General features: G+C 57.0%; 20 protein-coding genes and 1 tRNA gene. 11 read left to right on the forward strand and 10 right to left on the reverse strand.

Translation table 11 applies throughout. The features are described 5' to 3' along the window. The first annotated feature begins 4 nt into the window (after positions 1-4). Positions 5-1,561: an amidophosphoribosyltransferase gene (purF, locus tag H0O22_RS09905; protein WP_255439272.1), complete on the forward strand. Its 1,557-nt coding sequence runs from the start codon at positions 5-7 to the stop codon at positions 1,559-1,561. 312 nt (positions 1,562-1,873) lie between these two features. Here purF and H0O22_RS09910 read toward each other — a convergent pair whose 3' ends face one another. The 3 genes from H0O22_RS09910 to H0O22_RS09920 all read right to left on the reverse strand — a co-directional run bounded on the left by H0O22_RS09910 (position 1,874) and on the right by H0O22_RS09920 (position 6,019). Further along, positions 1,874-2,767: a hypothetical protein gene (locus H0O22_RS09910; RefSeq protein WP_185186504.1), complete on the reverse strand. Its 894-nt coding sequence runs from the start codon at positions 2,765-2,767 to the stop codon at positions 1,874-1,876. 255 nt (positions 2,768-3,022) lie between these two features. After that, positions 3,023-4,087, reverse strand: a complete 1,065-nt coding sequence (locus H0O22_RS09915) for an N-acetyl sugar amidotransferase (protein WP_221625482.1) — start codon at positions 4,085-4,087, stop codon at positions 3,023-3,025. 105 nt (positions 4,088-4,192) lie between these two features. Further along, positions 4,193-6,019, reverse strand: coding sequence for an aspartate kinase (locus H0O22_RS09920; protein ID WP_185186505.1), 1,827 nt, complete (start codon positions 6,017-6,019; stop codon positions 4,193-4,195). Positions 6,020-9,521: 3,502 nt separating this feature from the next. Between H0O22_RS09920 and H0O22_RS09925 the strand changes: the two genes are divergently transcribed. After that, complete coding sequence (locus H0O22_RS09925; RefSeq protein ID WP_185186506.1) at positions 9,522-10,718, forward strand: hypothetical protein; 1,197 nt, start codon at positions 9,522-9,524, stop codon at positions 10,716-10,718. 509 nt (positions 10,719-11,227) lie between these two features. Here H0O22_RS09925 and H0O22_RS09930 read toward each other — a convergent pair. The 3 genes from H0O22_RS09930 to H0O22_RS09940 are packed head-to-tail and all read right to left on the reverse strand — an operon-like array spanning position 11,228 to position 13,052. Beyond that, positions 11,228-11,368 carry a hypothetical protein gene (locus tag H0O22_RS09930; RefSeq protein WP_185188458.1) on the reverse strand — a complete coding sequence of 47 codons (141 nt, stop codon included), beginning with the start codon at positions 11,366-11,368 and terminating at the stop codon, positions 11,228-11,230. Positions 11,369-11,400: 32 nt separating this feature from the next. Next, a complete protein-coding gene (holA, locus tag H0O22_RS09935) occupies positions 11,401-12,381 on the reverse strand; it encodes a DNA polymerase III subunit delta (protein WP_185186507.1) in 981 nt (326 codons plus the stop codon). After that, positions 12,366-13,052 carry a PIN domain-containing protein gene (locus H0O22_RS09940; RefSeq protein ID WP_255439273.1) on the reverse strand — a complete coding sequence of 229 codons (687 nt, stop codon included), beginning with the start codon at positions 13,050-13,052 and terminating at the stop codon, positions 12,366-12,368. Before H0O22_RS09940 ends, holA begins: the two co-directional genes overlap by 16 nt. A gap of 67 nt (positions 13,053-13,119) precedes the next feature. Between H0O22_RS09940 and H0O22_RS09945 the strand changes: the two genes are divergently transcribed. After that, positions 13,120-13,755: a precorrin-8X methylmutase gene (locus H0O22_RS09945; protein WP_255439274.1), complete on the forward strand. Its 636-nt coding sequence runs from the start codon at positions 13,120-13,122 to the stop codon at positions 13,753-13,755. Here H0O22_RS09945 and mutS read toward each other — a convergent pair. Further along, a complete protein-coding gene (mutS, locus tag H0O22_RS09950) occupies positions 13,737-16,463 on the reverse strand; it encodes a DNA mismatch repair protein MutS (protein WP_370521519.1) in 2,727 nt (908 codons plus the stop codon). The genes H0O22_RS09945 and mutS overlap by 19 nt on opposite strands. Positions 16,464-16,588: 125 nt before the next feature. Here mutS and psbZ point away from each other — a divergent pair, with 125 nt between their 5' ends. Together psbZ and ribH are read left to right on the forward strand one after the other, a co-directional pair. Continuing rightward, on the forward strand, positions 16,589-16,777 hold the full coding sequence (psbZ, locus tag H0O22_RS09955; protein WP_010314175.1) for a photosystem II reaction center protein PsbZ: 189 nt from the start codon (positions 16,589-16,591) through the stop codon (positions 16,775-16,777). A 43-nt stretch (positions 16,778-16,820) separates the two neighbouring features. Beyond that, positions 16,821-17,303: a 6,7-dimethyl-8-ribityllumazine synthase gene (ribH, locus tag H0O22_RS09960; protein WP_185186511.1), complete on the forward strand. Its 483-nt coding sequence runs from the start codon at positions 16,821-16,823 to the stop codon at positions 17,301-17,303. Here the strand turns inward: ribH and H0O22_RS09965 are convergent. Continuing rightward, on the reverse strand, positions 17,300-17,755 hold the full coding sequence (locus tag H0O22_RS09965; RefSeq protein WP_185186512.1) for a GNAT family N-acetyltransferase: 456 nt from the start codon (positions 17,753-17,755) through the stop codon (positions 17,300-17,302). The genes ribH and H0O22_RS09965 overlap by 4 nt on opposite strands. A gap of 29 nt (positions 17,756-17,784) precedes the next feature. Between H0O22_RS09965 and rfbA the strand changes: the two genes are divergently transcribed. From rfbA to secA, 5 genes are read left to right on the forward strand one after another with little or no spacing between them, the layout of a single operon-like run. Then, positions 17,785-18,675: a glucose-1-phosphate thymidylyltransferase RfbA gene (gene rfbA, locus H0O22_RS09970; protein WP_185186513.1), complete on the forward strand. Its 891-nt coding sequence runs from the start codon at positions 17,785-17,787 to the stop codon at positions 18,673-18,675. Further along, complete coding sequence (rfbC, locus tag H0O22_RS09975; RefSeq protein ID WP_185186514.1) at positions 18,665-19,255, forward strand: dTDP-4-dehydrorhamnose 3,5-epimerase; 591 nt, start codon at positions 18,665-18,667, stop codon at positions 19,253-19,255. The genes rfbA and rfbC overlap by 11 nt, the downstream gene beginning before the upstream one ends. Further along, the gene (gene rfbD / locus H0O22_RS09980; RefSeq protein ID WP_185186515.1) at positions 19,252-20,136 is read left to right on the forward strand and encodes a dTDP-4-dehydrorhamnose reductase; all 885 of its coding nucleotides are present in this window, start codon (positions 19,252-19,254) and stop codon (positions 20,134-20,136) included. The genes rfbC and rfbD overlap by 4 nt, the downstream gene beginning before the upstream one ends. After that, the gene (gene rfbB, locus H0O22_RS09985) at positions 20,136-21,242 is read left to right on the forward strand and encodes a dTDP-glucose 4,6-dehydratase (RefSeq protein WP_185186516.1); all 1,107 of its coding nucleotides are present in this window, start codon (positions 20,136-20,138) and stop codon (positions 21,240-21,242) included. The genes rfbD and rfbB overlap by 1 nt, the downstream gene beginning before the upstream one ends. A gap of 29 nt (positions 21,243-21,271) precedes the next feature. Then, positions 21,272-24,148 carry a preprotein translocase subunit SecA gene (gene secA, locus H0O22_RS09990; protein WP_185186517.1) on the forward strand — a complete coding sequence of 959 codons (2,877 nt, stop codon included), beginning with the start codon at positions 21,272-21,274 and terminating at the stop codon, positions 24,146-24,148. Here the strand turns inward: secA and cysE are convergent, their stop codons facing one another. After that, complete coding sequence (gene cysE / locus H0O22_RS09995) at positions 24,149-24,898, reverse strand: serine O-acetyltransferase (RefSeq protein ID WP_255439276.1); 750 nt, start codon at positions 24,896-24,898, stop codon at positions 24,149-24,151. An 84-nt stretch (positions 24,899-24,982) separates the two neighbouring features. Between cysE and H0O22_RS10000 the strand changes: the two genes are divergently transcribed. Further along, positions 24,983-25,054, forward strand: a tRNA-Gly gene (locus H0O22_RS10000). A gap of 62 nt (positions 25,055-25,116) precedes the next feature. Here the strand turns inward: H0O22_RS10000 and H0O22_RS10005 are convergent. Next, a complete protein-coding gene (locus H0O22_RS10005) occupies positions 25,117-26,106 on the reverse strand; it encodes a GntR family transcriptional regulator (protein ID WP_185186519.1) in 990 nt (329 codons plus the stop codon). Between the last annotated feature and the right edge of the window lie 16 nt (positions 26,107-26,122).

Here is a 26,122-nt window from a genome sequence, read left to right on the forward strand (position 1 = left end):
CCTGATGCACAATGTTGAAGGAAATCTGAAGCTGGGATGCGCCGTGACTGACCCCACCCCCAGCCTCGATGTCGTGGTGGATCGGCCCGACAAGCCCGAAGAGGCCTGTGGCGTGTTTGCGGTCCTGGCCAGCGATCAGCCGGTGGCCAACCTCACTTACTTCGGTCTCTATGCTCTTCAACACCGCGGTCAGGAATCGGCGGGGATCGCCGTCTTTGACGCGGAACCCGGCAGCGCCCCGAAGGTGCGCCTGCACAAGGACATGGGTTTGGTGAGCAAGGTGTTCACCCCCGAGGTCCTCGAGCGCCTTCCCGGTCAGCTCGCGATCGGCCACAACCGCTATTCCACGACGGGTTCGAGCAAGGCCTGCAACGCCCAGCCGGTCTTGCTCAACACCCGACTGGGCCCAATGGCCTTTGCCCACAACGGCAACCTGGTCAACGCCGGGGAATTGCGGACGGCCCTGGCCAGCGATCTCCCCGAAGCAGAATTCACCTCGACGACCGATTCAGAGCTGATCGCCTTTGCGATCCAGCAGGCCGTGAATGCCGGCAGTGATTGGGACAGCGCCATTCGTGCGGCAGCCGGACGCTGCCGCGGCGCCTTCAGCCTCGTGATCGGCACCCCGGAAGGTCTGTTTGCCCTGCGGGATGGCCATGGCATTCGCCCCTTGGTCTTTGGCCACATGGGTGAGCTCAGTGAAGCCCGCTGGGTGGTGAGCAGCGAGACCTGTGGCCTCGACATCATTGGCTCGAGCTTCGATGGGGACATCGAGCCGGGCGAAATCGTCCACTTCCGGCTGGGTGAGTCCGAGCCGGTGCGGAGCCGTTGGGCGGAAGAGCCGTCCAAGCTCTGCGTCTTCGAAATGATCTATTTCGCCAGGCCCGATAGCCGTTTCTTCGGCGAATCCCTGTACAGCTACCGCGTGCGTATTGGTGAGGTGCTGGCTCGCGAAACCCCGATCGAAGCCGACATCGTGATCGGTGTGCCCGACTCCGGGATCCCTGCCGCGATTGGCTACTCGCAATACAGCGGCATCCCCTTCGGTGACGGCCTGATCAAGAACCGCTACGTCGGTCGCACCTTCATTCAGCCCACCCAGGCGATGCGCGAAGCGGGGATTCGCGTGAAGCTCAATCCCCTACCGGACGTCTTGGCCGGAAAGCGCGTGGTGGTGATCGATGACTCGATCGTCCGGGGCACCACCAGCCGCAAATTGGTGGCGGCGATCCGCGATGCCGGTGCGACGGAGGTGCACATGCGCATCAGCTCTCCGCCAGTGACTCACCCCTGCTTCTACGGCATCGACACCGACACCCAAGATCAGCTCATCGCAGCCCGGTTGACCCTCGAGGAGATTTCCGCCCATCTGGGTGTGGATTCCCTGGCTTACCTCAGCAAAGAGGGCATGGTTGATGCGGCCCACGCCAACGCTGAGCACTTCTGCACTGCCTGCTTTGACGGGGCCTATCCGATTGAGATGGACTCCTCCGTCAGCGGCAGTAAGCTGATGCTTGAGCCTAGTGGCTTAGCAGCCAAAACAATTAGCCAGAAGAAATAGGTTTAAACTTATCCATGGCATTTTATTGGAATATTTGCAACTTTATTTTTTGTGAAAACCGAATTTAATTAGGCAAAATTGTAAATAATCATTCAAGATAATAGTACTAAAAACCGTATCGTTTAACTGACTGAATCATTGAAGTCATGCAGTTTTTGAAAAACTTAAGCAAGATAAAGCTAAGTTGCTTGAAAAAGCAGATAATATTCTCTTTCGGACAGAGATCTAGATGAATTTTTTATTGTTGTATTAATCATATTAAACTTACTGAATAGGATACTTCTTGTGGAATTGGTTATCATATCCCATGAACTATGATGGAAGTATTCTACCGACCGGGTGTCCAAGTGGCTTTTTCTTCATGTATAGATCAAACTCTTGATTTTCTTGACATGAAACAATCCTGTAGATTTCTTTGTTTTCAGATAGTCTTGCGTCGTTCCATGATCCTGCAAAATGTAGAAATGAAACTGATAGAAGACAGCTTGCTATACAGTGAGCCTCTATGTGCGAGTTGAATCGATCTGAGTCAAAAAGAAAGCTGTACTTGTTAGCCATTTCCATGCTCCAAAGTGCCTGGAACTCATAACCAAGATTATGGACATCAAGATTTTTTCTAATAACATAATTAAATATAGGTTCATCGCCTCCATCAGTAATTGTCTCCACATCCTTATGGTATGAATAAAATCCATCCTTCAGTACAGTAGCGTCCTTCACGCTCTCACAAACAAATAAACCTGCACAAGCATAATCTTGAAATGGCTCAAGCCCATGATATTTATAAATCTGCTCGGGACTCATAAAAATTGCTGAATCCAGCGGATATTTATTGCTATAATATTTATTCCTTTTAAAGCTAAGAACCTTTTTTGTAAAAAAATCATTATATGGAAGTCCGTTGACTTCGCTTACAATCGAAAATTTCCCGTCTACATGATAATTAAAAATATTTTTTCCAAATGGGTTTATCATTACATCAGAATCAAAATAGCAAACGGAAATGTTGCCACCTTCTTCATTCATTAAATAACTAGGTATAAGAAATTTTTGCCAGGTCTTCTTTTTTCCACCAGCTTCGGTGGCCGTGTCTGTAATATCATCCACAATTGTGCATAAATTCAGATGATTTCTTTTGGCATAATCCAAAGCAAATGGCAGGTAGAAAGCTTCAAATTTAGCTAAGTATTTTTCGCCAATGGTCAAAGTGCACAGCCACTGGTTAGAAGAAGAGCGATGGTATACTTTTTTCATTCTTTGAATGGATTTCCTTAACATCATATCATACTTGAATATTGATGTACTTATTATGCATCACAACCTCTCTAACTCTCGTATTATTGCCTGGTTTCTAAATTTCTCTTGGTTGTATGGAATGAGTGGATGAATAATCGAGTAAAATCAATATTACCAATGTGAATGCTCTTTAAAGAGTTGGCAGCAAGTTTTTGAACTAATTCACTATATTACAGTGAACTTGGCTTTAACTGTTTCACCATTGACTTCGAACAGTTCTTTGTTAGTCCAAGACTTAAGCACTTCAAAAAATTCTGACCTTGACATCTCAAAATAATCAAGGTATAGATCTATGAATTCTTGAGGTAAAATTCCGTCATAGAGATTGACAAGGCTAATGGCTTGGGACCTATCCATTGCACCTCTACGGATCTCGATACACGCGTCCTGGTTAGCTCTCCCAAATCCAAACTTAAGATACATTATGTATGTATGAAGAGCGTACAAGGCCTGGTCATTCTGAGCAAAATTAGTGAAGGTCCCTGAATTCGTTCCAGTTGCTTCTTGCAACCCGCACTTTTCTTTTGCTACAAGGTAGTTACGATAAGGATCCCAGTCTTCAAAGTAAGACCAATGGATAATAGAAATTTCATCTGTAGAATCGGGAAAGTCAAAGAAGAATCGCTCTTTAGCGGAGATACCTGCAGATTTAATTACCTCATCATGCCCACCTTCAAGATATACTCTCTTTTGGTACTCAGAGTTGTAAATCGGAGATTGCTCCGTTTCTGTGGATCCACCATACTCAATCTCTCCATCTTCACTATATATGACGAGCCCTATACCTAGTTGATGGGCTAGACGGGTTGGGACTGCCTCGATTGCTGTAAGCCAACCAAAATATGGCAAGCCTTTATGAATTAGACCGGCTTTATTTATTCGTTGCATTACCGTTGGGTTTGGGCTAATGCTGATATGATTGTAGCCAGAATTAATGAAATTAACAAGATTATCTTCTCCAATCTTAAGGGGAAGCGGTGGCTTGACTGTTACGCACAGTGGGTTTAGACCGAATTCTTCTTTGACCTTGTACGAGATATAAGAGCCATCCTTGCCTCCACTTACGGGTATTAAGCAGTCAAAATCAAAACTCTTAGACCGGGCTTGATTGAGGATTGACGCCAATTGCGATTTTCTCTCGTCCCAGTTAATATTCTTTTTCCTTTCTCGCCAGACGCATGCATTGCACTGACCCAATTCATTAAACGAGATCCTTGGCCTGGTGCTCATTGCCAGGCATGTTTTGCACCACTTTAGCTCCACCCAGGTTTTTATGCAGGATCTTTCATTATATGTCTTAGGTGGCTATATTGCGTTTTTGTTTGCAGTTGCAGATCATTCTGCAGGAGATTCAGTCCCCTGGGCTTCGTGCCTTGCCTCGCCTCCAAGCCCAAAGGCCTCGTGGACAACCTGCAGGGCTTTAATGCCTTCACTCTCAGGTACCACGCAGCTGGTTCTGATTTCGCTAGTGGCGATCATCTCGATGTTGATTTGAGCGTCAGCTAGCGCGCGGAACATTCGACCCGCAGTACCAGCAGTGCAGGGCATGCCGGCACCGACGGCACTGATCCGAGCGATTGCCATCCCTTGTTCAAACCTGGTGCCTGACCATTGGTTCAGCAGCGGTTGCAGCGCGGATTTGGCCCTTTCGAGGTCCTCGCGCTTGAGACAGAAGCCCATGTCGCGGCTGATTTGTTCTCCAGATCCGTGGGTCCGCTCGGACTGCACGATTGTGTCCAGGCTGACGCCGGCATCGGCCAGGGCCCGGCAGACCGCCGCTGCTGTTCCCGGCTTATCAGGGATGCGGCGCACGGCCACTTGGGCTTGATCTCGATCGAGGGCGACACCTCGCACCTCTGGCTGACCGGCACCGGAGGGGGCTGGATTTAGTCGAAGCTGGCGCTCGCTGAGCTCAAAGCAGTGGGCTGCCGCTTGTAGGGCTTTGTTTCCTTGATTTCCGGCGACCAGGCAGCTCACCTTCACTTCGCTGGTAGCGATCATGCGAAGGTTGATGCCGCCTTTCGCCAAGGTGTCGAACAGACGTGCGGCTACACCGGGCCGACCCATGATTCCTGCCCCAGCAATGCTGAGCTTGGCCATCCCGGCCTGGGCCCTCAGGGTGGCTCCGGCCGCCTTGGCATCCATGAAGTCAAGGAAGCTCTGGCACACCGCTTTCGCGTCCTGCAGTTGCTCTTCCGCCACGGTGAAGGCGATGTCGTTGCTGCTCCCTTCGTGGGTGGATTGCACGATCAGATCCACGCTCAAGCTTGCAGTGGAGAGGGCTTCAAACAATTGAGCAGCGACACCTGGTCGATCGGGTACGTGCGACAGGGCGAGGACGGCCTGGTCCGTTTCGAGCTCGGCTCCATCAACGGGCTTGCCCAGCTCTAGTCCTTCGCCGCTGCCCCGATGGTTGGTGTTGTCACTTGTGAGCAGCGTGCCTGGGGCATCGCTCCAGCTTGAACGCACCACCAAGGGGATGCCGTAGTTCCGCGCGATCTCAACAGCTCGGGGGTGCAAGACAGCTGCGCCGAGACTCGCCAGCTCGAGCATCTCGTCGCAGGTCACCGTCTCCATCAACTGAGCGTCCGCCACCTTACGAGGATCAGTGGTAAGGACGCCTGGGACATCGGTGTAGATCTCGCAGGCATCTGCCCTGATGGCTGCTGCCAAGGCCACGGCCGAAGTGTCGGAGCCTCCGCGGCCCAAGGTGGTGATCTCTGGAACCCCCGAGAGGCTGTTGCTAGTGCCTTGGAATCCGGCGACTACAACCACGTTGCCGTCATCAAGTAGCCGCCGCACCCTCTCGGTTTTGATCTCCAGAATCCGAGCTCGGCCGTGGGCCGATTCTGTGAGGATCCCGACCTGGGGACCAGTCATCGAGACCGCAGGGATGCCCTCGGCGTGCAGGGCCATGGAGAGCAGGGCAATCGAGACCTGCTCTCCAGTGGCTAGCAACATGTCCATCTCCCGTTGGGGCGGGTTGTTGCAGATCGCCTGGGCCAGCCCGGTGAGTTCATCGGTGGTGTGCCCCATGGCCGACACCACGATCACCAGATCGTTCCCGTTTTCCTTGCTCGCAGCAATCCGCTTCGCCACAGCCTGGATACGCTCCACATCGGCCACGGAGGTGCCGCCGAATTTTTGGACCAGCAGGGCCATGGGTTGGCGCGAGCGCGGAATTCAAGATTCTCCTATGGCGTGAGCAGGGCCAGTTCATTGGCTGCCTGTAGGGCATGCATCAGGACCACCGCTTGGGCGGGAGCACGCGCTACGCGCGAACCTCCCACCCGTACCTATTGGTGGCTTGGCTCCCAATCAGGGCTTCCACCGCTTGGATCTTGAAGGCATCCTCAGCCCCGACACAAAAGGAGGTACCACCAGTTCGGTGGCCAGCGACCAGCCAGTGTTCAACCTCCTTGACTTCGCTCTTTAGGGCCTACAGCACCGCGTTCAGTAATCGGTACGAATCGCCGGACTTGATGCGCAACCTGGTACCGCTTCCAAGCGGAGGTTGCACCAGAACATGCGCCTCGTTAAGAAAGTTTTTAACTTTGGGACTTGAGCGGTCGTCCTGTCAGCTGGCAATCGGCAACGCTGCTTCCCATAGCAGTTTCCAGAAAGGCCTGTAACCTCTAGCTGGTGATGGTCAACAGCTGTTTGGGCCCAATGGCCTTTGCCTACAACAGCAACATGGTCAATGCAGCCGAACTACGGCCAACCTATCAAGTGATCTGCGCCAAGCGGAATTCACCTTTATGAACAACTCAGCGCTGATTCGCGATGCGAACAGCAGCCCCTGAACCCTGGAAATGATTGGGACTCCGCTATCCGGTCTGCAGCGCCTTATGCCGAGGAGCCTTCAGAGTCTTGATCAGCATTTCCGAGGTCTGTTTGCCTTGCTCGAAGGCAATGTCATTTCTTTCTGATGTTCGACTACATGGTTTGGCTCCGCGAAACCCTCTTTGTCGATAGCAGCGAGACCTGCGGCTTCAACATCATTCGTTCGATTTCAACAGGGTCGTCTAGTCGGGAGAAATCTTTCACCTCCTCTTGGATTGGTCGGAGTTGGTTTGCTTTATAATCATGTATTAGCCAATCCCTTGCCATTATCTTTGTTTACACAAGAAAATAAATCCAGGTCTAGACATGAATGACCATCTCGATTTACTTTTAAAGTGACAAGAGGTTAATACTGTCTGGAAATATCTAATCAAAGATACAGTTTTAGTCGAAGAACTTTTTTCGGTGCACATGATCTAGGCCTGTCTACTATTCCCAGCTGCCATATCGCCTGTTAAAATGAGGATAAGTAACACCTCGCACATCGTCCTTTGGCCTCAAAGTTGCAATAAATCTCCTCACCGGCATCCCCAATGGATTTATGATTAACTACCTCCATGCGCAATGTTCTCGCCTGGGTATATAGCCTACCCCTAAAGCATCCGTTAACGACTAATAGACCTAGGATGAACTTGGTCTACTATTTCTGAATTCTACACAAAACAAGATGTCAAAAATGGCTAATTCCGTCAAACCCTTTACGGTTAAGCTTTAAACATTACTTCAGTGTGCAACTTTCAATAATGTTTTTGCTCTACTAATATTCAGATTGGACGTAATACTCGCAGTATACACAAGGAACTAGTGTGCCACTGAGGAATTCGTTTTTAATCTTGCCGTGCTCAATAATGCTATCGTAGTTACTCTCATTTAAATCGCCCACCTTGCAAGAGAGTCTATAATCATGACAGCACAGCTGAAGGCTTCCATCAGGAATAAGCACCGGTTGGTTTAATCTCTTGTATGAACAAAACCAGGGAGCTTTACTTGTTGAAGGCTTTGGTTTGGTTTCCTCCTTAACAGGTGTGCTTGTAAGGTCAGTCGTGTCTACTAGGTTTGTTCTCGAATGTGCATGTAACCTTCTGTCTATAATAACAGTAGAGGGGATATTTAGTGAAGAGATTAAATCCTCGATGTCGGGGTGAAAGTGGCTACCAAATGTAAGAAGGTCTAGATTCTGATTATTGTCAATTAGAGAAGGAATAGCACCCTTTAATATATCCAGATACTCTCGATTGACATCCAATCCTCTCATTCTTCCCTGGTCATCAGGTAAATGCAAGGTGAAAGATGTAAAATACTTGAATTGTGTTACAAACTTGATTGATGCATTATGACCGCTCAGAGTAGTTGAGATCAACTGACTGTGACCTCTATCATGACAGTAGCTAATCATTTGATCGAGATCCCTGACAAGGCAGGGTTCGGAGTAACCTGTCCAGTGAATTGCAACATCCGAGGGAACATTATCAAGATATTGCTTAAACTTGTCGAACTTGAGTACCTTTTTTGACCGTGACGTTGCTGCTTCGATCAGCGTATCTTGCGGGCAATAACTACACTTAACGTTGCAACCTAGTACAGTAGTTATTTCGAGAGACTTGCGTGAACGCCTCGACTTATCAAGTAAGCTTTCCATATTCAAATAGCAACTTCTCCATTATATCATCAGATTAGTAACTTTTGCGTCATTGAGCTCTCCAGGCTGAGCTGCGTCGTCAAATCCTAGGTCATCTGCCCTCACCTTCTCGGTGCGTTCTCAAGGCCTCTAGCCACGAACGACTCAAGAACTTTCTCCAGCTGATCCGGATGCTGTTATCAGCAGCAAACGACTGGCGGCATTGTTAATCTATATACCAAATAGGCGAGTTCCTTGGAGCGGATCGGTCAACGGATATAGATCGATCACCACTAGGGCTTTTTCCGCATTGCATTCTAATAAAAGGTACCTATGAGGGATGACTGATCCTCGTCTTTTTACGTGCTCGGATTGTACGGTTAAGCATATCCCACTTAAAACTATCAAACCTTCCCCATTCTGATATCCACACAGTGCTACCTTAATTGACCGAATATATCCTTCATCACTAGATAAGTAATGCTATTAACGTAGCCTTTCTGAAACTTGTCCAGGAATCTATTTAGTCATCAAACAAAAGTTGCCTAGCCCTTTCTTTCCTCTACTTGCTATTCTTAATAACGTCAATGCAGTAAACAGAGAACCGCAGGGGCCTAACGTTCTCCTTTAATCTCTTGCGCGCTCACTACCACAACTATGACTCATAATCCAATGCCGTCTTCGTCATATATTTCAACCTTGCTACCTCTTCTAGGTTGAAAAACCTTGCAGCCGTCTAACTTCGTAGAGCCGTAGAAAAAACTTCCTGAAGCACCCTCAACTCATCTAATTACTTGTTACGCGCTTAAAAGTCGACTATCTCTAGTTCTCTGATTTTTTTGCCACATATAAAAAATCAAACATAAAATCAATAAATATCCAAATATATTCCTAACTTGCTAACCGCCTTGGAGGCATACTCGGCACTTCTTGTATGACATATATCCCACCTCCTCTGGATAATCCCAATCTAAAAGAACCCTGTCTTATCACTCAATAATCTAAACGCTCAGCCCCATATCCGAGTATTAAAACATCTGCTTAATCAATATCCATACTGAATGCAATAAGCACACTCGATGTCTCCAATAAACTAGCTAGTAGCGCCCTCGTGCCCGGGTATCGACTCTATCCAGCACCTTGTAGTACTCTCCACACGAATCATCCAAGACAATGATACAATACATTAAATGTAGTAGACCAATGAAAAGCCTTCTTATAATTGTTGAGTCACCCTTCAGCTATAGAGACTTTGAGCGCTTTGCCGTTGGCGAGTATCAAGAACTTGGTTACGATGTCTATTTAATCGATCTTTCTAGACTAATAAACCCAGGCCTGTATCAGTCAAGGCGGCATGTACAACTCTCAAAAGAAAAATACAAAATCCTGTCCCCCAAAAACTTTATTTCTGCATTTCGGCTAATACGCCACACAAATCCAGATTTTACGATTGACTACTCGCTCACGTCTTATCAAATTGGTCAACCATTCCTCACCAAAATAGGACTACTCATTACAGTCGCTTGCTTTAGCAAGCAAATTGTCATTGAAACAGGAAAGTTCCCCGACAAAAGAATTGCCACAAGCTCTACGACCAAAGCCAAAACCGCAAACTTTGCTCGATTCGTTATTTATAAGCTGATCAGCCTCATCTATGTTGCCTTTCCACCCTATGCCTTCTTTAAGTCTGGTTCTATTTCAACTACTACGATCGAAAAATACTCTAAGAATATTGTGTATGCCCATAACTACGACTTTGATATCTATCTGCGCACAATTGAAAGCCCACCACAGACACCACTAAGGCCATATCTGTTATTTCTAGATCAAAACCATGTAGGGAGTGATGACCACAAAATCTCCTGCCATCGCTCCAGTAATATTCGAATAATAGACAGTTCAACTTACTATCATGAAGTCAATCTAGCCCTACGTTCACTCTCTAATCATTTTGGTCTAGAAGTGTTCGTTGCGGCGCATCCACGTTCTGATCTTAGAGCGTTACGACTTGGGTATGAGTTCATGGTTGTGTCCGGCTCTACTTCCGACTTGATCTACAACTGTGAATTCGTTATGTGCCATGATTCTACTTCGATTCAATTAGCAGTTCTTCATCGAAAGCCGATTTTGTTTTTGAAGACATCCGATTATCTTAATCCCGACTATAATACCTTTTATGAGAATTCTTTCAACATCGATTACCTCGCGAAATCCCTGGGATCTCCAATCTTAAGCTCCACTCAAATCCAGAGTCTCTCTAAAATCGATCTTTTAATCAATCCAAGTCTTTACAAGAGTTTTGAGGCGGAATATATCAAGATTCCTGGATCTCCGCTAAGCAAATCATGGCAGATTGTCAATCAATTCTGCGACTCTCATTACCGCCTCTTTGATGTCTAATGCTGTTATTCTGATATTAGCCAATGATTACTTGTGCTGATCAATTTCATCTTGCAATCAGCATCAGTTAACGCTTTCGCATACTGCGAGGAGTTCCACTGCTTAAGTTATTGCAGCATCAACATTACTCATGTGATCGATGGTCAGACTTTCTTGTAGGTGGCTCCTTTGAGTTAGTCCAGTTACGGTTTTAGGGCGGCTTAGCCCATTGCGAAATTCATTCTCTTTGCGCACAAGCTCATGTGGTGGCTTAGTCGCTTGCCTCCACAGCCGGTCCCCTCGGATGGAATGACTGTTCTATGGCTGATGCATGCTCGTGTCACAGTCGGCATGCTGCGACTCCTGTATCGGTCTTTCTCGACTCGAGTTTCTTCATTAGAACTGACTTGTCGCTATGCCCGCTCGCTTCTCGATTAGTCCCGTCAAGTAGGTGGCGGTTTCGACATGTGGGTGATCCTTTTTCAGCTCAAAGCAGCGGGGTGCTGCCTGTATCTGGGTCCTTGTTGCCTTTATTGCTTTGCAACCACGTCGCCCACGCTGTCTCCGTTCATTGCGATCAGACTCAGGCTGACGCAGTACTTGGCCACAGCCTGGATGCGCTCCACATCGGCCACGGAGGTGCCGCCGAATTTCTGGACCAGCAGGGCCACGGGTGGGCGCGAGCGCGGAATCGACGATTGTCCTATGGCGCCAGTAGGAACCCGTCTCGGAAGGCATCACCGGGATCGGCTCCCCGCTTGAGGCTGGCTTCCACCTGCAGCAGTTGACGCAGCAAGGCGAGAAAGCGGTCCGGTTTGTGGCCTCGGATTTGTTTGCGCATCACGTAGATCCGTTTGGGATTGCCGATCCCGGCGGCCTTGGCGATCGCGTTGACATCGTTTTCACCTTGCTGATCTAGCAAACTCACCCAGAGCCAACCCCGGATCTGCCCGCAGAGGGTGGCCACGATCCGCAGGGCCGGTTCATTGGCCGCCAGCAGGACATCCACCAGGGCTACCGCTTGGGCGGAAGCACCCGCCAGGAGCGCATCGCCCACCTGCAGCGCATTGGTGGCCTGGCTGCCAATCAGGGCTTCGACCGCTTGAGCGGTGATGGCCTGCCCGGCTCCGACATAGAGGGAGAGTTTCTCCATTTCGCTGGCCAGCCGGGCGCTATTGCTGCCGATGGCAACGCTCAGGGCTTGGGCGGCGTCGGCTTGAAGCTTGAGTCCCAGCTCTTGGGCCGTGCGTTGCACCAAGTCCACCTGTCCGGATCCATCCCAGATCGCCGGCAGTTGAAAGCTGCGCTCCTTGGCCTCGCCGCTTTTGACCAGTTTTTGCAGGACTTTGGTGGTTTTGAGCCGCCCATCCGGTTTGGCGGCGTTGACCAGGACCAGATGGCATTGCTGCGCCACCAGGTTCAGTGTGGCCTCCAGTTGCTCCGCCAGATCAGCAGGGCACTGGTTGCAGAAGGGGCTGCGTTGCAACACGATCACGCGATCCCCTGCGCCAAAGGGGGCCGTTCGCGCTTCCTCCAAGGCTTGGACGGCCTGGTTTGCATCGTTGCCGTCCAGACGGCTGAGGTTGATGCTTTGCCAGGAGGGATCCACCTGGCTGTTAACCAGCGTTTCGACGGCCCGGCTGCGCGCGGCTTCGTCGTCGCCCCAGATCAGATGGATCGGCATGGCAGCACCGGGTGCAGTGCAGTTTGCGCCAGATCTCGATCGGCTGTGACCAAGACGGCCACTTCGTTCTGAATGGCTGTTGCCAGTTCGATGGCGTGGTTGAGGTCCAGCTCCGGGTCCTGTTGTTGGAGACGGCTGGCGGCCAGAGCCAGGTCCCCATCGAGCGGCACCTGAAGCCAGTGTCTTGGGTTGGCAAAGGCGGCGCTGTAGCGTAAGGAAAGGGCTTCATTCCCTTGGCTCAGGGCAGCGTCCATGACCGTCATCAGGCTGATGCTGCTGATGACCCCTTGCCAGCTCCCCTGGGCGATGCCTTGAAGGACGGGCTCCAGCACCCGGCTGGTGTGTGGGTCGTCCTGCAAAAAGGCCACAAGCGCACTGCCGTCGAGTCCGATGCGGCTGCCGGGTCCCAGCTGTCTGGCTTGGAAGCGGGTTTTTGCAGGGGCTCCCCCCGGCAACCGTTGTGGTGCGCTGCGCTTCTGGGCACTGCCCTTGAGGCTCAGCAGGTTCTCCATCGCCTCCTGGCTGCTGGTGCCACCCGCCGCGTCCTCCAGGGGAACGATGGCCGCCAGATCCTGGCGGTGGCGTTGGATCACCAGCCGCTCACCCTTTGAGGCGCGCACCAGCAGTTCAGGGAAGCGCTGACGGGCCTCTTGCACTCCAAACCGCTCCACCCCACTAACCTCCGCCATTGCTCTGCACAGTCTGTACAGAGTCTGTCAGCCGGGCATGCTTGTCCCCATGGGATTCGACCATCCGATCTTCAGCGAGAGCCTGCGCTTGATCGAAGACGCCCTGCCTGAAGGGGCCTTGCAGGGCTTGTCGGTTCCCGAACGGGATGTGCTGCTGCGTTTGATTCACAGCAGCGGTGATCTGAGCTTGGTGTCCGGGGTGTCCTTCTCCCCTGAGGCCTGTGAGCGGGGTCTGCGGGCCCTCAGTGCCCAGGTGCCGATCCTGACGGACACTGCGATGGCGGCAGCGGCCGTAGCTCCGATGGCCCGCCGGACCTTCGGGAATGTGGTGCGCAGCGTCTTGGATTGGGCTCCCGAGCAGGCCCCCCAGGGCGGGACCCGAGCGGCGCTGGGCATGCAGGACGCCTTGCGTTCCCACCCTGGAGCCATCGTCTTGATTGGCAGTGCGCCAACGGCTCTGGAGCTCTTGCTCGAGCAGGTCCGCAGTAGCCAGGTGGCGCCTCCTGCGTTGGTGATCGGGATGCCCGTCGGTTTTGTCGGTGTCGCCGAGAGCAAGGCCCATCTCGCGGCCAGTGCGTTGCCTCAAATCCGACTGGATGGCAGCCGCGGTGGTGCTGGCTTGGTCGGTGCTGCCGTCAATGCGCTGTTGCGCCGGGCTTGGTTGGATCAGGCGGCGTCGGCTTGAACGCTGACGTGGCTGTTGGCTTCAATCCGGCTCAAGACCTGACGGGCACGCAGCACCACCGGGGCCGGCACGCCGGCGAGCCGAGCGGCTTCGATGCCGTAACTCCGGTTGGCGCCGCCGTTCACGACCCGATGCAGGAAGCGCAGGGTTGAGCCGGTGTCTTCCACCAGCACCTGGGCGTTTTCGACGTTGCTCCGTTGCTCGGCCAGTTCGTTGAGCTCGTGGTAGTGGGTCGCAAAGATGCTGCGGGCGCCGATGTCGCCGGAGAGGTACTCCGCCACAGCCCAGGCAATTGACAGGCCATCGAAGGTGGCTGTCCCCCGCCCGATTTCATCGAGCAGCACCAGGGACTGGCTGCTGGCGTGGTGAAGGATGTTGGCTGTCTCGGCCATCTCGACCATGAAGGTGGATTGGCCCGCCGCCAGGTCATCGCCCGCCCCGACCCGGGTAAAGATGCGATCGGCGATCCCCAGCTGCGCCGAGTCAGCCGGGATCCAGCTGCCGATCTGAGCCATCAGCTGCAGGAGGCCGGTCTGGCGCAAGTAGCAGCTCTTGCCGCTGGCGTTGGGCCCCGTGAGCACCACCAGGTCACAGCCCTCGCCGAGGCCCACGTCATTGGGGGTGAAGGCTTCGTCCACCAGCAGCTGCTCCACCACGGGGTGGCGTCCCCCTTGGATCTCGAGGCAGCGACTGCCAGCAACCAGTTCCGGTTTGCAGTAGCCGCAGGTGGCGGCCACCTCCGCCAGTGAGGCCAAGCCATCGAGTTCAGCGACGAGCCGTGCGGCGAAGCGAATGGGACCGGCCTGCTCGCCCACCTGCTGACGGAGCTGGCAGAACAGCTCGTATTCCCGCTGTGCTGCCCGGGCTTTCAGCTGGAAGATCCGACCTTCGCGGTTCTTGAGTTCTGGAGTAACGAAGCGCTCCTCGTTCGCCAGGGTCTGCCGTCGAATCCAGTGGTCTGGCACGTCCTTGGCTTTGGACTTACTCACGGCGAGGAAGTAGCCAAAGGTGCGGTGGTACTGGAGTTTCAGGGTGCTGATCCCGCTGTTCCGCCGTTCCGCCTGCTCCTGCTCAGCCAGCCAGGCGTCCTGGTCATCCAACTGGTTGCGCAGACCATCGAGTTGTGGGTCCACGCCGTCGTGGATCAGTCCTCCCTCCGTCAGGGTCAACGGTGGGGTCTCCAGCAACTGGTGCCGCAGTTCAGCGGCGAGCGCATCGAGTTCGTCCCACGGTCTCGCCAGGGCCACCAGCGGAGCACTGGTAACTTCGCCCAACAGGCCAGCCAGGGCCGGGAGTCGCTCCAGACCATCGGCAAGGGCCACGAGATCCCTGGCCGATGCGGTTCCCGCGCCGGCCCGTCCGGCGAGCCGCTCCAGATCCCCCATGGGCCTAAGCAGGCGGCGCACCCCCAGGCGCAAGATGCGGGCCTGACTGCCGCTTACCAGTTCCCCAATCGCGTCTTGGCGCGAGCAGATCAGCGCGAGATCCACCAGGGGAGCCTCGATCCAGCGCCGCAGGCAACGGCCCCCCATGGCCGTCATCGTCCGGTCCAGGGCCCATAGCAGTGACCCCTGCAGTCCACCCCCCAATTGGGTCTTGGTGAGTTCGAGATTGCGCCGAGTCGCTGCGTCGAGCACCAGCTGATCGCCAGCGCTCCAGCTGGTGGGCAACTCCAGGGGGATCTCGCAGCCTGGCTGGGTGTCGCTCAGGTAGCGGAGTAGCCCTCCAGCAGCCCGCAGGGCCAAGGGGGTTTCGCCCAGCCCCAAGCCATCAACGCTGGCCAGTCCAAAGCGCTCCAGCACAGCGGCTTTCGACTCATTGAGTGCAAAAGGCGTGCGGCTTAGGGGCGTCAGTTGCAGGGGGGCTGGACACCAAGCCGGCCGTTCGCTTCCGCTTTCGGGGTTCGGCCAGAGCACCTCAGCGGCCTCGACCTGCAGCAGCTCCTGGTGGAGTTGGTCGCTGCCCTCCCGCTCAGTCACCCGGAATTCGCCGGTGCTCACGTCGGCGATGGCGAGGCCCCAACGCTCTTGCTCGCACACCACCGCACAGAGCCAGTTGTTGCGGCGGGCGCTCAGCATCCCCTCCTCCAGCACCGTGCCTGGGGTCAGCACTCGGGTGATCTCCCGTTTCAGCAGGGCCGGCTTTCCAGTGCTTTGGCTGCGTTCAGCCGCCTCTTCCACTTGGTCGCAGAGGGCCACGCTGAAGCCGCGGCCCACCAGTTCGGCGCAGTAGCGCTCGGCCGCGTGGTGGGGAATGCCCGCCATTGGCACCCGCCCGATCGCTTTGCCCCCTTCTTTTCCCGTCAGGGTCAATTCCAGCAGTCGCGAGAGGGCAATCGCGTCCTCGAAAAAGCACTCGAAGAAGTCACCGAGCCTGTAGAGCAGAACCCGCTCGGGATGCTCCGCTTTCAGTTCGACGTAGTGGCGCAGCATCGGTGTGAGCTGCTCCCGGTCCACAAGGCTGTGGTGGTGCCAGGGGGGTAGGTCGTCGTTGCTGCTGACCTCCTCCTGGGTGTCTTCGGGTTCTTGGGTGGTGGTGTTGCGTCGGCGAGCACGGGGCCTGGACTGGGCATCCCGCTCCAGGGCCTCCTGATCCAGCTCTGAAGCGACTTCTGTGCGCTGTGTCGATGACTTGGACTCTGGTGGCTCTGGTTCAAGCCCGAACAGCGAGCCCTGCAGCGCCAACTCGGTTTGGTCGGCCACAGGCAGGCTGTCTTCAACGCGGCCAGATCGTAGGCGCGCCACAACTTGTGAAGGAACCCCAGACGGCTTCGCTGGCACCAGGAACCAGCGTGGGAGGATTCATCAACTGACAGGACGCCACCCCCAGTTCCATGACGATCCTCAACACCCTTTCAGTCCTGGCCCTGGTGGTGATGTCCTTCGCTCTGATCGTGGCCGTCCCCGTTCTCTACGCGAGCGATGACACCAGTGGTCGCTCCAACCGCCTGATCCTTCTGGGCAGCATCGCTTGGGTCGCCTTGGTGCTGGTCAACTGGGGCATGAGCTTCTTTGTGGCCTGATCAGGCCTCTGCTTAGGCTGAGCGGACCGCGAGCTCAGCTGACGTGACCGTTTTCGAAGGGCAATTTTCCAGCGCGTCCGGATTGCGGGTCGCCGTCGTCGTTGCCCGTTTCAATGATTTGGTGACGGCAAAGTTGCTGAGCGGCTGCCTCGACTGCCTGTCGCGGCACGGCATTGACGTTTCTGATAGCAGCGCCCAGCTGGACGTCGCCTGGGTTCCGGGCAGCTTTGAAATTCCCTTGGTGGCTCAGCGCCTGGCGCAATCCGGTCGCTACCAAGTCGTGATCACCTTGGGAGCGGTGATCCGTGGTGACACCCCCCACTTCGATGTGGTGGTCTCTGAGGTCAGCAAAGGTGTGGCGGCAGTCAGCCGTGATTCCGGCGTGCCCGTGATCTTTGGCGTCCTCACCACCGACACGATGCAGCAGGCCCTGGAGCGCGCTGGCATCAAGAGCAACCTGGGTTGGAGCTATGGCCTGCAGGCCATCGAGATGGGCAGCCTGATGGCCGCTTTGCCCAAGGCCTAGTTGTCTCGACGCATCAGCCGCTGTCCGGCGACCTCCTCAAAGCCCAGCTGCCGGTAAAAGCCGGCGCTGTTGGTGGTCATCAGATAGACCCTCTCCACCCCTTTGAGTTGGCGGGAGTTGGCGAGCGCTTCCACGAGCTGCCGGCCCAGGCCCTTTCCCTGCAGGTCCTCGGGGATGACCACATCCCAGAGCACCGCCCGATAGATCCCATCGCTGGTGGCGCGGCCAAAGCCCACGAGGCGCTTGCCCCGCCACAAGCTGGCGACCGCAGCGCTGCCCTTGAGCATGCGCCGCAGCTCCTCAATCGAGCGGTTCTCGGCCCAGCAGGCGTGCTGGTTGAACAGTCGCTGGAGTTTGAAGAGGCCACGGGTGGGTCTCCAACCCGGCCCCATGCCGAGCCAGCGCAGTCCTGGAGCACCCGGGGCATGCAGGATCAGCCTGGTCCCTTCCATGCCAACATCCTCCCAGCGGGCGGACAACCTTGGCTCAGGAGCGCAAGGGCATCATTCTTGCCGGCGGTTCGGGAACGCGGCTGCATCCGATCACCCAGGCGGTGAGCAAACAACTGCTGCCCGTCTACGACAAGCCGATGATCTATTACCCCCTCAGCACGTTGATGCTGGCGGGGATTCGTGAGGTCTTGGTGATCATCACCCCCCACGATCAAGCCGGGTTCCAGCGGTTGCTGGGGGACGGATCGGCTTGGGGTATGCAGATCAGCTACGCGGTGCAGCCGAGCCCCGACGGTTTGGCTCAGGCGTTCTTGATTGGTGAGGCGTTTCTAGCGGGGGCTCCCGCGGCCCTTGTGCTCGGGGACAACCTCTTCCACGGCCACGACCTGCTCTTCCAGCTGCGCAGCACGAACGCTTCGCACCAGGGCGCCACGGTCTTCGCTTATCCGGTCCGTGACCCGGAGCGCTACGGCGTCGTTGAATTTGCCACCGACGGCCAGGTCCTCAGCATTGAGGAAAAACCAGCCAAGCCCAAGTCCCGTTATGCGGTGACCGGCCTCTATTTCTATGACGACTCCGTTGTGGAGCGGGCGAAGCGGGTGGTGCCTTCAGCGCGGGGTGAGTTGGAGATCACGGATCTTAATGGCCAGTACCTGAGGGACGGTCAGTTGCAGGTGGAGCTCATGGGCCGGGGCATGGCCTGGTTGGACACCGGCACCTGTGACTCGCTCCACGAGGCCGGGAGTTACATCCGCACCCTTGAGCATCGGCAGGGCCTGAAGGTGGGTTGCCCAGAGGAGGTGGCCTGGCGCATGGGCTGGATCAGCGCCGATGAGTTAGATGCCTTGGCCCAGCCTCTGCGCAAGAGCGGCTACGGCGACTACCTAGTGCAGCTTCTGGAGTACAGCGATGCAGGCTGAGCCTCTCGCCACGGCGGCTGGATTCCAGCTTGTAGGGCCTCTCCTGATCACCCCCAGGGTCTTTGGCGATGCCCGCGGCTTCTTCTACGAGAGCTGGAACCAACGCAACTTCAATAGCGCCCTTGAGGCGAACGGACAGTCCCCCGTTGCGTTCGTCCAGGACAACCATTCCCGCTCCAGCCAGGGGGTTCTGCGCGGTCTGCACTTTCAAAAGGATCCCCATGCACAGGGGAAGTTGGTGCGTTGCATCCAGGGGGAAATCTTTGATGTGGTGGTGGATTGCCGCCAGTCCTCGTCCACGTTTGGACAGTGGGCCAGTGCCCGCTTGAGCAGTGAAAACCACCAGCAGCTCTGGGTGCCCGCCGGTTTTGCCCATGGTTTTTTGACCCTGAGTGCCCAGGCGGAGGTCCTCTACAAGACCACTGAATTCTGGGACCGAGACTGTGAGCGCTCGCTGCTCTGGAGCGATTCCGATTTAGCCATTGCGTGGCCACAGGCCACAGAGCCGCTGTTGGCCGACAAGGACGTGGCCGCTCCCACCTGGCAGACGCTGATCGCCGCAGGGGATGGTTTCCAGTGAAGGTCCTCTTGACCGGTGCGGCGGGTCAGCTGGGCCAAGCCTTGATCGCTGCCTGCCCTGAGGGAGTCGAACTGCTCCCGTGCCGGCGCCAGGAGTTGGATTTGTCGGATCAGGATGCTTGCCGCCGCCTCGTTCGAGAGCATCAACCGGACTGGGTGCTCAACGCCGGGGCCTACACAGCGGTGGACCGCGCTGAGTCCGAAGCGGAGTTGGCCCATGCCGTGAACGCCCTGGCCCCAGCCGCCCTGGCCGAAGCCCAGGCCGATCACGGCGGCCGGCTGCTTCAGCTGAGTACCGACTTTGTCTTCAACGGCCAGCAGGGTTGCCCCTATCGCCCTGAGCAAGTGGCCGATCCCCTCGGGGTCTACGGCAGCACCAAGGCGGCTGGTGAAGACGCTGCTCTTGGCTACGGCGGCACACGGGTCCTGCGCACCAGCTGGGTCTATGGCCCGGACGGGAGCAACTTCTGCCTCACGATGCTGCGCCTGTTGGCTGAACGGGAGCAGTTGGGTGTGGTGGCTGATCAGGTGGGGTGTCCGACGTCCACCCATGGGCTTGCCCAAGCCTGCTGGCGCTCGCTTGTTCTCGAGCAGAGCGCTCCACGGATCCTGCACTGGAGCGACGCCGGTGCCGCCAGTTGGTACGACTTCGCCGTGGCCATTGCTGAGCTCGGACAGCAGCTCGGGGTGCTCACCCGCGCTGCCCAAGTGAATCCCATTGGGACCGCTGACTACCCCACGCCGGCCCAGCGTCCTGCCTATTCCCTCCTGGATTGCAGCGAGACGCGCCAGGCTTTAGGCCTCGAGCCGCAGCATTGGCGAGCGGCTTTATCTGAGGTGCTGCTGCGCATAGCCTCCAGTCCAGCCTGCGCCTCCGCTTGATGACGGTTTCGCTTCCCAGCTCGATCCAACGCGTGTTGGTGACCGGTGGGGCCGGATTCATTGGTGGGGCTGTGGTCCGGCGCCTGTTGGCGGAGACCAACGTCCAGGTCTTCAATCTCGATAAGTGCGGCTACGCCAGTGACCTCACGGGCATTGAGCAGTTCGGTGAGGCTGCCGCGCAGCGCCACCAGTTGCTGCAGGTGGACCTCAGCGACGCTGAAGCCACCGCCGCTGCGGTGAGGCAAGCCGATCCCGATCTGGTGATGCACTTGGCTGCCGAGAGCCATGTCGATCGATCGATTGATGGTCCTGGCGTGTTTGTCAGCAGCAACGTGCTCGGCACCTTCAACCTGCTCCAGGCAGCCCGGGCCCACTACGAGAAGCTGCCAGCGGAGCGGGCTCAGGGCTTTCGCTTACACCACATCAGCACCGATGAGGTCTTCGGTTCCCTGGGTGAGCAGGGTCGTTTTTCAGAGACCACGCCCTATGACCCCCGTTCGCCCTACTCCGCCAGCAAGGCGGCCAGTGATCACCTGGTGAGTGCTTGGCACCACACCTATGGCTTGCCCGTGGTGCTGACCAATTGCTCCAACAACTTCGGTCCCTGGCAGTTCCCTGAGAAGTTGATCCCGGTGGTGATCCTCAAGGCGGTGGCCGGGGAGCCGATTCCCCTGTACGGCGACGGCGGCAATGTGCGCGACTGGTTGTACGTCGAGGATCACGTCGATGCGCTCTTGCTGGCGGCCACTCGGGGTGAGCCCGGCCGCAGCTACTGCGTGGGCGGCTACGGCGAGCGCACCAACAAGCAAGTGGTTGAGGCCATCTGCAGCATCTTGGATCAACGCTTGCCCCAGGGGGCTCCACACGCCCGCTTGATTACCCCGGTGACGGATCGTCCGGGCCATGACCGCCGCTACGCGATTGATCCCCGCCGCATTGAGCAGGAATTGGGCTGGAGCCCGCGTCACCCCTTTGATACCGGGTTGGCGGCCACGGTGGATTGGTACCTCGATCATCTGGGCTGGTGTCAGGCGATGCGGCAGCGCTCCGGCTGGACGGGTGAGCGCCAAGGGCTCTCCGCTGGGCAGGGCCGTCACTCTCAGTAGGCTGCCCGGAGCTCAAATCGGCTCTCTCCATGCTCAAGCTGCTGCTGGGTGACCCCAATGCCCGCAAGCTGAAGCGCTACCAGCCGATTGTTTCCGACATCAATCTGCTCGAGGAGGAGGTCGCACCCCTCTCGGACGATGACCTGCGCGGTCTGACGGCGGAATTCCGTCAGAAGCTCAGCAGCCTGCAGGACGACTGCCTGAAGCGCGGCTTCAGCCGCGAGGCCACCCTCGATCGCGAGCGAAAGCTGCTGGATGAGCTGCTGCCCCAGGCCTTTGCAGTCGTCCGCGAAGCCGGCAAACGCGTGCTCGGCATGCGCCACTTCGACGTGCAGCTGCTGGGCGGGATGATCCTGCACGACGGCCAGATCGCCGAGATGAAAACCGGCGAGGGCAAGACCCTCGTTTCCACGCTGCCCAGCTATCTCAACGCGCTCACGGGCCGCGGCGTTCATGTGGTCACGGTCAACGATTACCTGGCCCGCCGGGATGCCGAGTGGATGGGTCAGGTCCATCGCTTCCTGGGGCTGTCGGTGGGTTTGATCCAGCAGGACATGGATCCCTCCAGCCGCCGCTTGAACTACGGCTGCGACATCACCTACGCCACGAACTCAGAGCTGGGTTTCGACTACCTGCGCGACAACATGGCGAACGACATCGCCGAGGTGGTGCAGCGAGATTTCCACTACTGCGTCATCGACGAGGTGGATTCGATCCTGATCGATGAAGCCCGAACCCCTTTGATCATCTCGGGCCAGGTGGAGCGTCCCCAGGAGAAGTACCAGAAGGCTTCAGAGGTGGCGGCCCAGTTGGTGCGCGCTGCAGAGATGGGCAAGGACGGCATCGACCCTGAAGGGGATTACGAGGTCGATGAGAAACAGCGCAGCTGCACGTTGACCGACGAGGGCTATGCCAAGGCGGAGCAACTGCTTGGCGTGGCGGATCTGTTTGATCCCCAGGACCCCTGGGCGCACTACATCAACAACGCCCTCAAGGCCAAGGAGATGTTCGTCAAGGACGTCAACTACATCGTCCGCGGCGATGACGCCGTGATCGTCGATGAGTTCACCGGCCGCGTTATGCCTGGTCGTCGCTGGAGCGATGGACAACACCAGGCGATTGAGGCCAAGGAAGGTCTGCCGATTCAGCCGGAGACCCAGACCCTCGCGTCGATCACCTATCAGAACTTCTTCCTGCTCTATCCCCGCTTGGCGGGCATGACCGGTACTGCGAAGACCGAGGAGGTGGAATTCGAGAAGACTTACAAGCTTGAGGTCACGATCGTTCCCACCAACCGCATCCGGGCACGGCAGGACTGGACGGACCAGGTTTATAAGAACGAAACCGCCAAATGGCGTGCGGTGGCGCTGGAGACCGCCGAGGTCCACAAGCAGGGCCGCCCGGTCCTGGTGGGCACCACCAGTGTCGAGAAGTCTGAGCTCCTCAGCACCCTGCTGGCCGAGCAGCAGATCCCACACAACCTGCTGAACGCCAAGCCGGAGAACGTTGAGCGCGAAGCTGAAATCGTGGCCCAGGCCGGTCGCACTGGGGCCGTCACGATCGCCACCAACATGGCGGGCCGGGGCACCGACATCATCCTCGGCGGCAATTCCGACTACATGGCTCGCCTGAAGCTGCGCGAGGTCCTGTTGCCCCGTTTGGTGCGTCCAGAAGACGGCCATAAGCCGCCGGTTCCCCTGCAGCGTGCTCCCGAGGCGGCCCCTGGCTTTGGCGCGGCTGCGGCGGCTGAATCAGCCAAGGCGCCCTCGGAAGCGAAGGCGATTGGCACCCTCTATCCCTGCACCCTCACCGAAGGCACCGATCAGGCCCTCTCCGGCTTGGCCCACGATCTCGTCAAAGCGTGGGGCGATCGTCAGCTCAGCGTCCTTGAGCTGGAAGACCGGATTGCCCAGGCTGCCGAAAAGGCCCCAACCGATGACGCCCAAATCCTGCAGCTGCGGGAGGCGATCAAGCGGGTTCGGACCGAATTCGAGGTCGTGACCAAGTCTGAAGATGCGGTTGTCCGTGAAGCCGGTGGTTTGCATGTCATCGGCACCGAACGGCATGAATCCCGGCGTGTGGATAACCAGCTGCGGGGCCGCGCGGGGCGCCAGGGGGACCCCGGTAGCACCCGCTTCTTCCTGTCCCTGGAAGACAACCTGCTGCGCATCTTTGGCGGTGATCGCGTCGCTGGTCTGATGAATGCCTTCCGCGTCGAGGAGGACATGCCGATCGAATCCGGCATGCTCACCCGCTCGCTGGAAGGGGCCCAGAAAAAGGTCGAGACCTACTACTACGACATTCGTAAGCAGGTCTTTGAATACGACGAGGTGATGAACAACCAGCGCAAGGCCGTGTATGCCGAGCGCCGTCGTGTGTTGGAGGGCAGGGAGCTCAAGGCGCAGGTCGTGGGCTATGGCGAGCGCACCATGCAGGACATCGTTGATGCCTATGTGAATCCCGATCTCCCCCCCGAGGAGTGGGATTTGGATCGTCTGGTGGCGAAGGTCAAGGAGTTCGTCTACTTGCTTGAAGACCTCAAGCCTGAGCAACTCAGCGGCCTTTCGGTAGATGAGCTCAAGGCGTTCCTGCAGGAGCAGCTCCGCAATGCCTACGACATCAAAGAAGGCCAGGTGGAGCAGCAGCGGCCCGGCTTGATGCGTGAGGCCGAGCGCTTCTTCATCCTCCAGCAGATTGACACCCTCTGGCGCGAACATCTGCAGGCGATGGATGCCCTACGCGAGTCGGTGGGCCTGCGGGCCATCGGTCAGAAGGACCCGCTGATTGAGTACAAGAACGAGGGCTACGACATGTTCCTCGAGATGATGACGGGCATGCGCCGCAACGTCATCTACTCGATGTTCATGTTCCAGCCAGCGCCCTCTGGCGCCGAGGCCTCCGCCTAATTAGTTGGTTGTTCCTGGGTTATCCCCCAGGAACTCCAGGATTTCGCGGTCCTTGAGGCTTTGCGCCGCGGCAGCTGTGCAGGGCTCGTCCAGGGGCTGACCGGCGGCAAGGTTCCGCAGGCAGTCTTGCGCGCGGGTGAGTTCCGTTTCAAGGGCGTCAATGCGCTCCATCAGGTTGCGGATCACCCGAGCCTCCGCGTCGGGCAGGGCGGAGTGCGCAAGAGGGTTCACGCGAACGCCGCTCTGGTGAACGACGCGGCCGGGGACGCCCACCACGGTGCTGTCCGGGGCGACATCGCGCAGGACGACCGAGCCTGCGCCAATGCGGGTGTTGGCCCCCACTTCAATGGCACCGAGAACCTTGGCTCCAGCACCGACGACAACGTTCTCCGCGAGGGTCGGGTGACGCTTCCCGTGGGCTTTGCCCGTTCCTCCGAGGGTGACGCCTTGGTAGAGCAGGCAGTTGTTGCCCACCACGGCCGTTTCGCCGATCACGACACCCATGCCATGGTCGATGAACACCCCTTGGCCGATCCGGGCTCCTGGGTGAATTTCGATGCCGGTGAGCCAGCGTCCCAGTTGGCTGAGCAGGCGGGCCGGTAGCGGCGCAACACGCCAGAGGCGGTGACTGAGGCGGTGCAACGTCAGGGCATGTAGCCCCGGGTAGCAGCACAGCATTTCCAACGTGCCGCGTGCTGCCGGGTCCCGTTCCTTGATGATCGCCAGGTCGGCTCGCAGCGCGTTCAGCATCGTTCCATCTTGCTGAGCAAGAGTTTGACCGAGGGGCCCTCGGTCATGCATGATCTCTAAGCCGGCGGTTGAGCCGCGGCGACTGCGGATGTAGCTCAGTGGTAGAGCATCTCCTTGCCAAGGAGAGGGTCGAGAGTTCGAATCTCTTCATCCGCTTGTGAATCAATAGAAGGCTGTGATTACAGCCCTCGTTGAAGTCTTTTCTCTAGAAGCGGCGATCAGCTGGTGAGCAGGCCGATTTCCTTGCGGAGCTGATCGATCGTTGCTGTGCCGAGATAACTCTGGGCGCAGTGCACCTGGGGCATGCGCATCAGCTGAGCGCGGTTCTGGCGCAGGCTCTGCTCCACCAAGGGCAGGCTGGGGCGATCGCAGAGCACATGGCTGGAGGCCCGTAGCAGGGCGAGCAGTCGGCTGCTGACATCCGGGGTGGCGGTCATCAGCAGCAGTTCGTTGCCGCGCATGCTGTGGAGGATCACTTCAGCGGCCCGCAAGATGCCTGGGCTGATGCTGACGAGTCCCACGCAGCTGCCGGCGCGCAGGTCCTTCAGTAGGTCGAGCTCGTGGCGGAAGTCATTGAGGTCAACGGGGACGGCACGCACGCCGTGGCGCTTGGCGATCTCCTCAACGGGCTGCAGGAAGTAGCGACTGGTGACGACAGTGCCGTTGCTGGAGTTCTCGAGCACCGCCTCCAGTTCCTCCATCGGAACCACCTCGACGGGGGCGTCCAGGTGTGGGGTGAGCTCCTCGGAGATCAGCATGGAGGCGCCGATGTCCTCCCGCGGGGTGCTGACCAGCACCCGGGCGCCGCAGCGCAGCCGCCAGTCGATCTCGCGGGTCAAGAGCTCGCGGGCCTGCTGCAGGGTGCAGCCGGCGTTGAGGAGGCCATCCACGCTCTGGCGGACCTCGCGGTCGATGTCAGGCAGGTGCCGCCCGCGGGGTCCCGGGGGTGGCTTGATTTCCCGGGGGTTTTGTTGATCCCGTACGTAGATGCCAGAACCGGCCATGGCTTCCACCACGCCGTCGTTCTCCAGTTGGCGGTAGACCTTGCTGATCGTGTTGCGATGCAGGCCGGTCTGCATCGCCAGCTGGCGGGTACTGGGTAGGCGATGGCCGGGCGGGAAGTGCCGTGCTGCAATCGCAAAGCAAATCTGGTTGTACAGCTGGCTCGAGGCCGGGATATCGCTGTCCTGCTGAATGTGGAACCGCACGCCCGAGTGGCACAAG

This window comes from Synechococcus sp. LTW-R, assembly GCF_014217875.1.
Taxonomy (GTDB): domain Bacteria; phylum Cyanobacteriota; class Cyanobacteriia; order PCC-6307; family Cyanobiaceae; genus Vulcanococcus.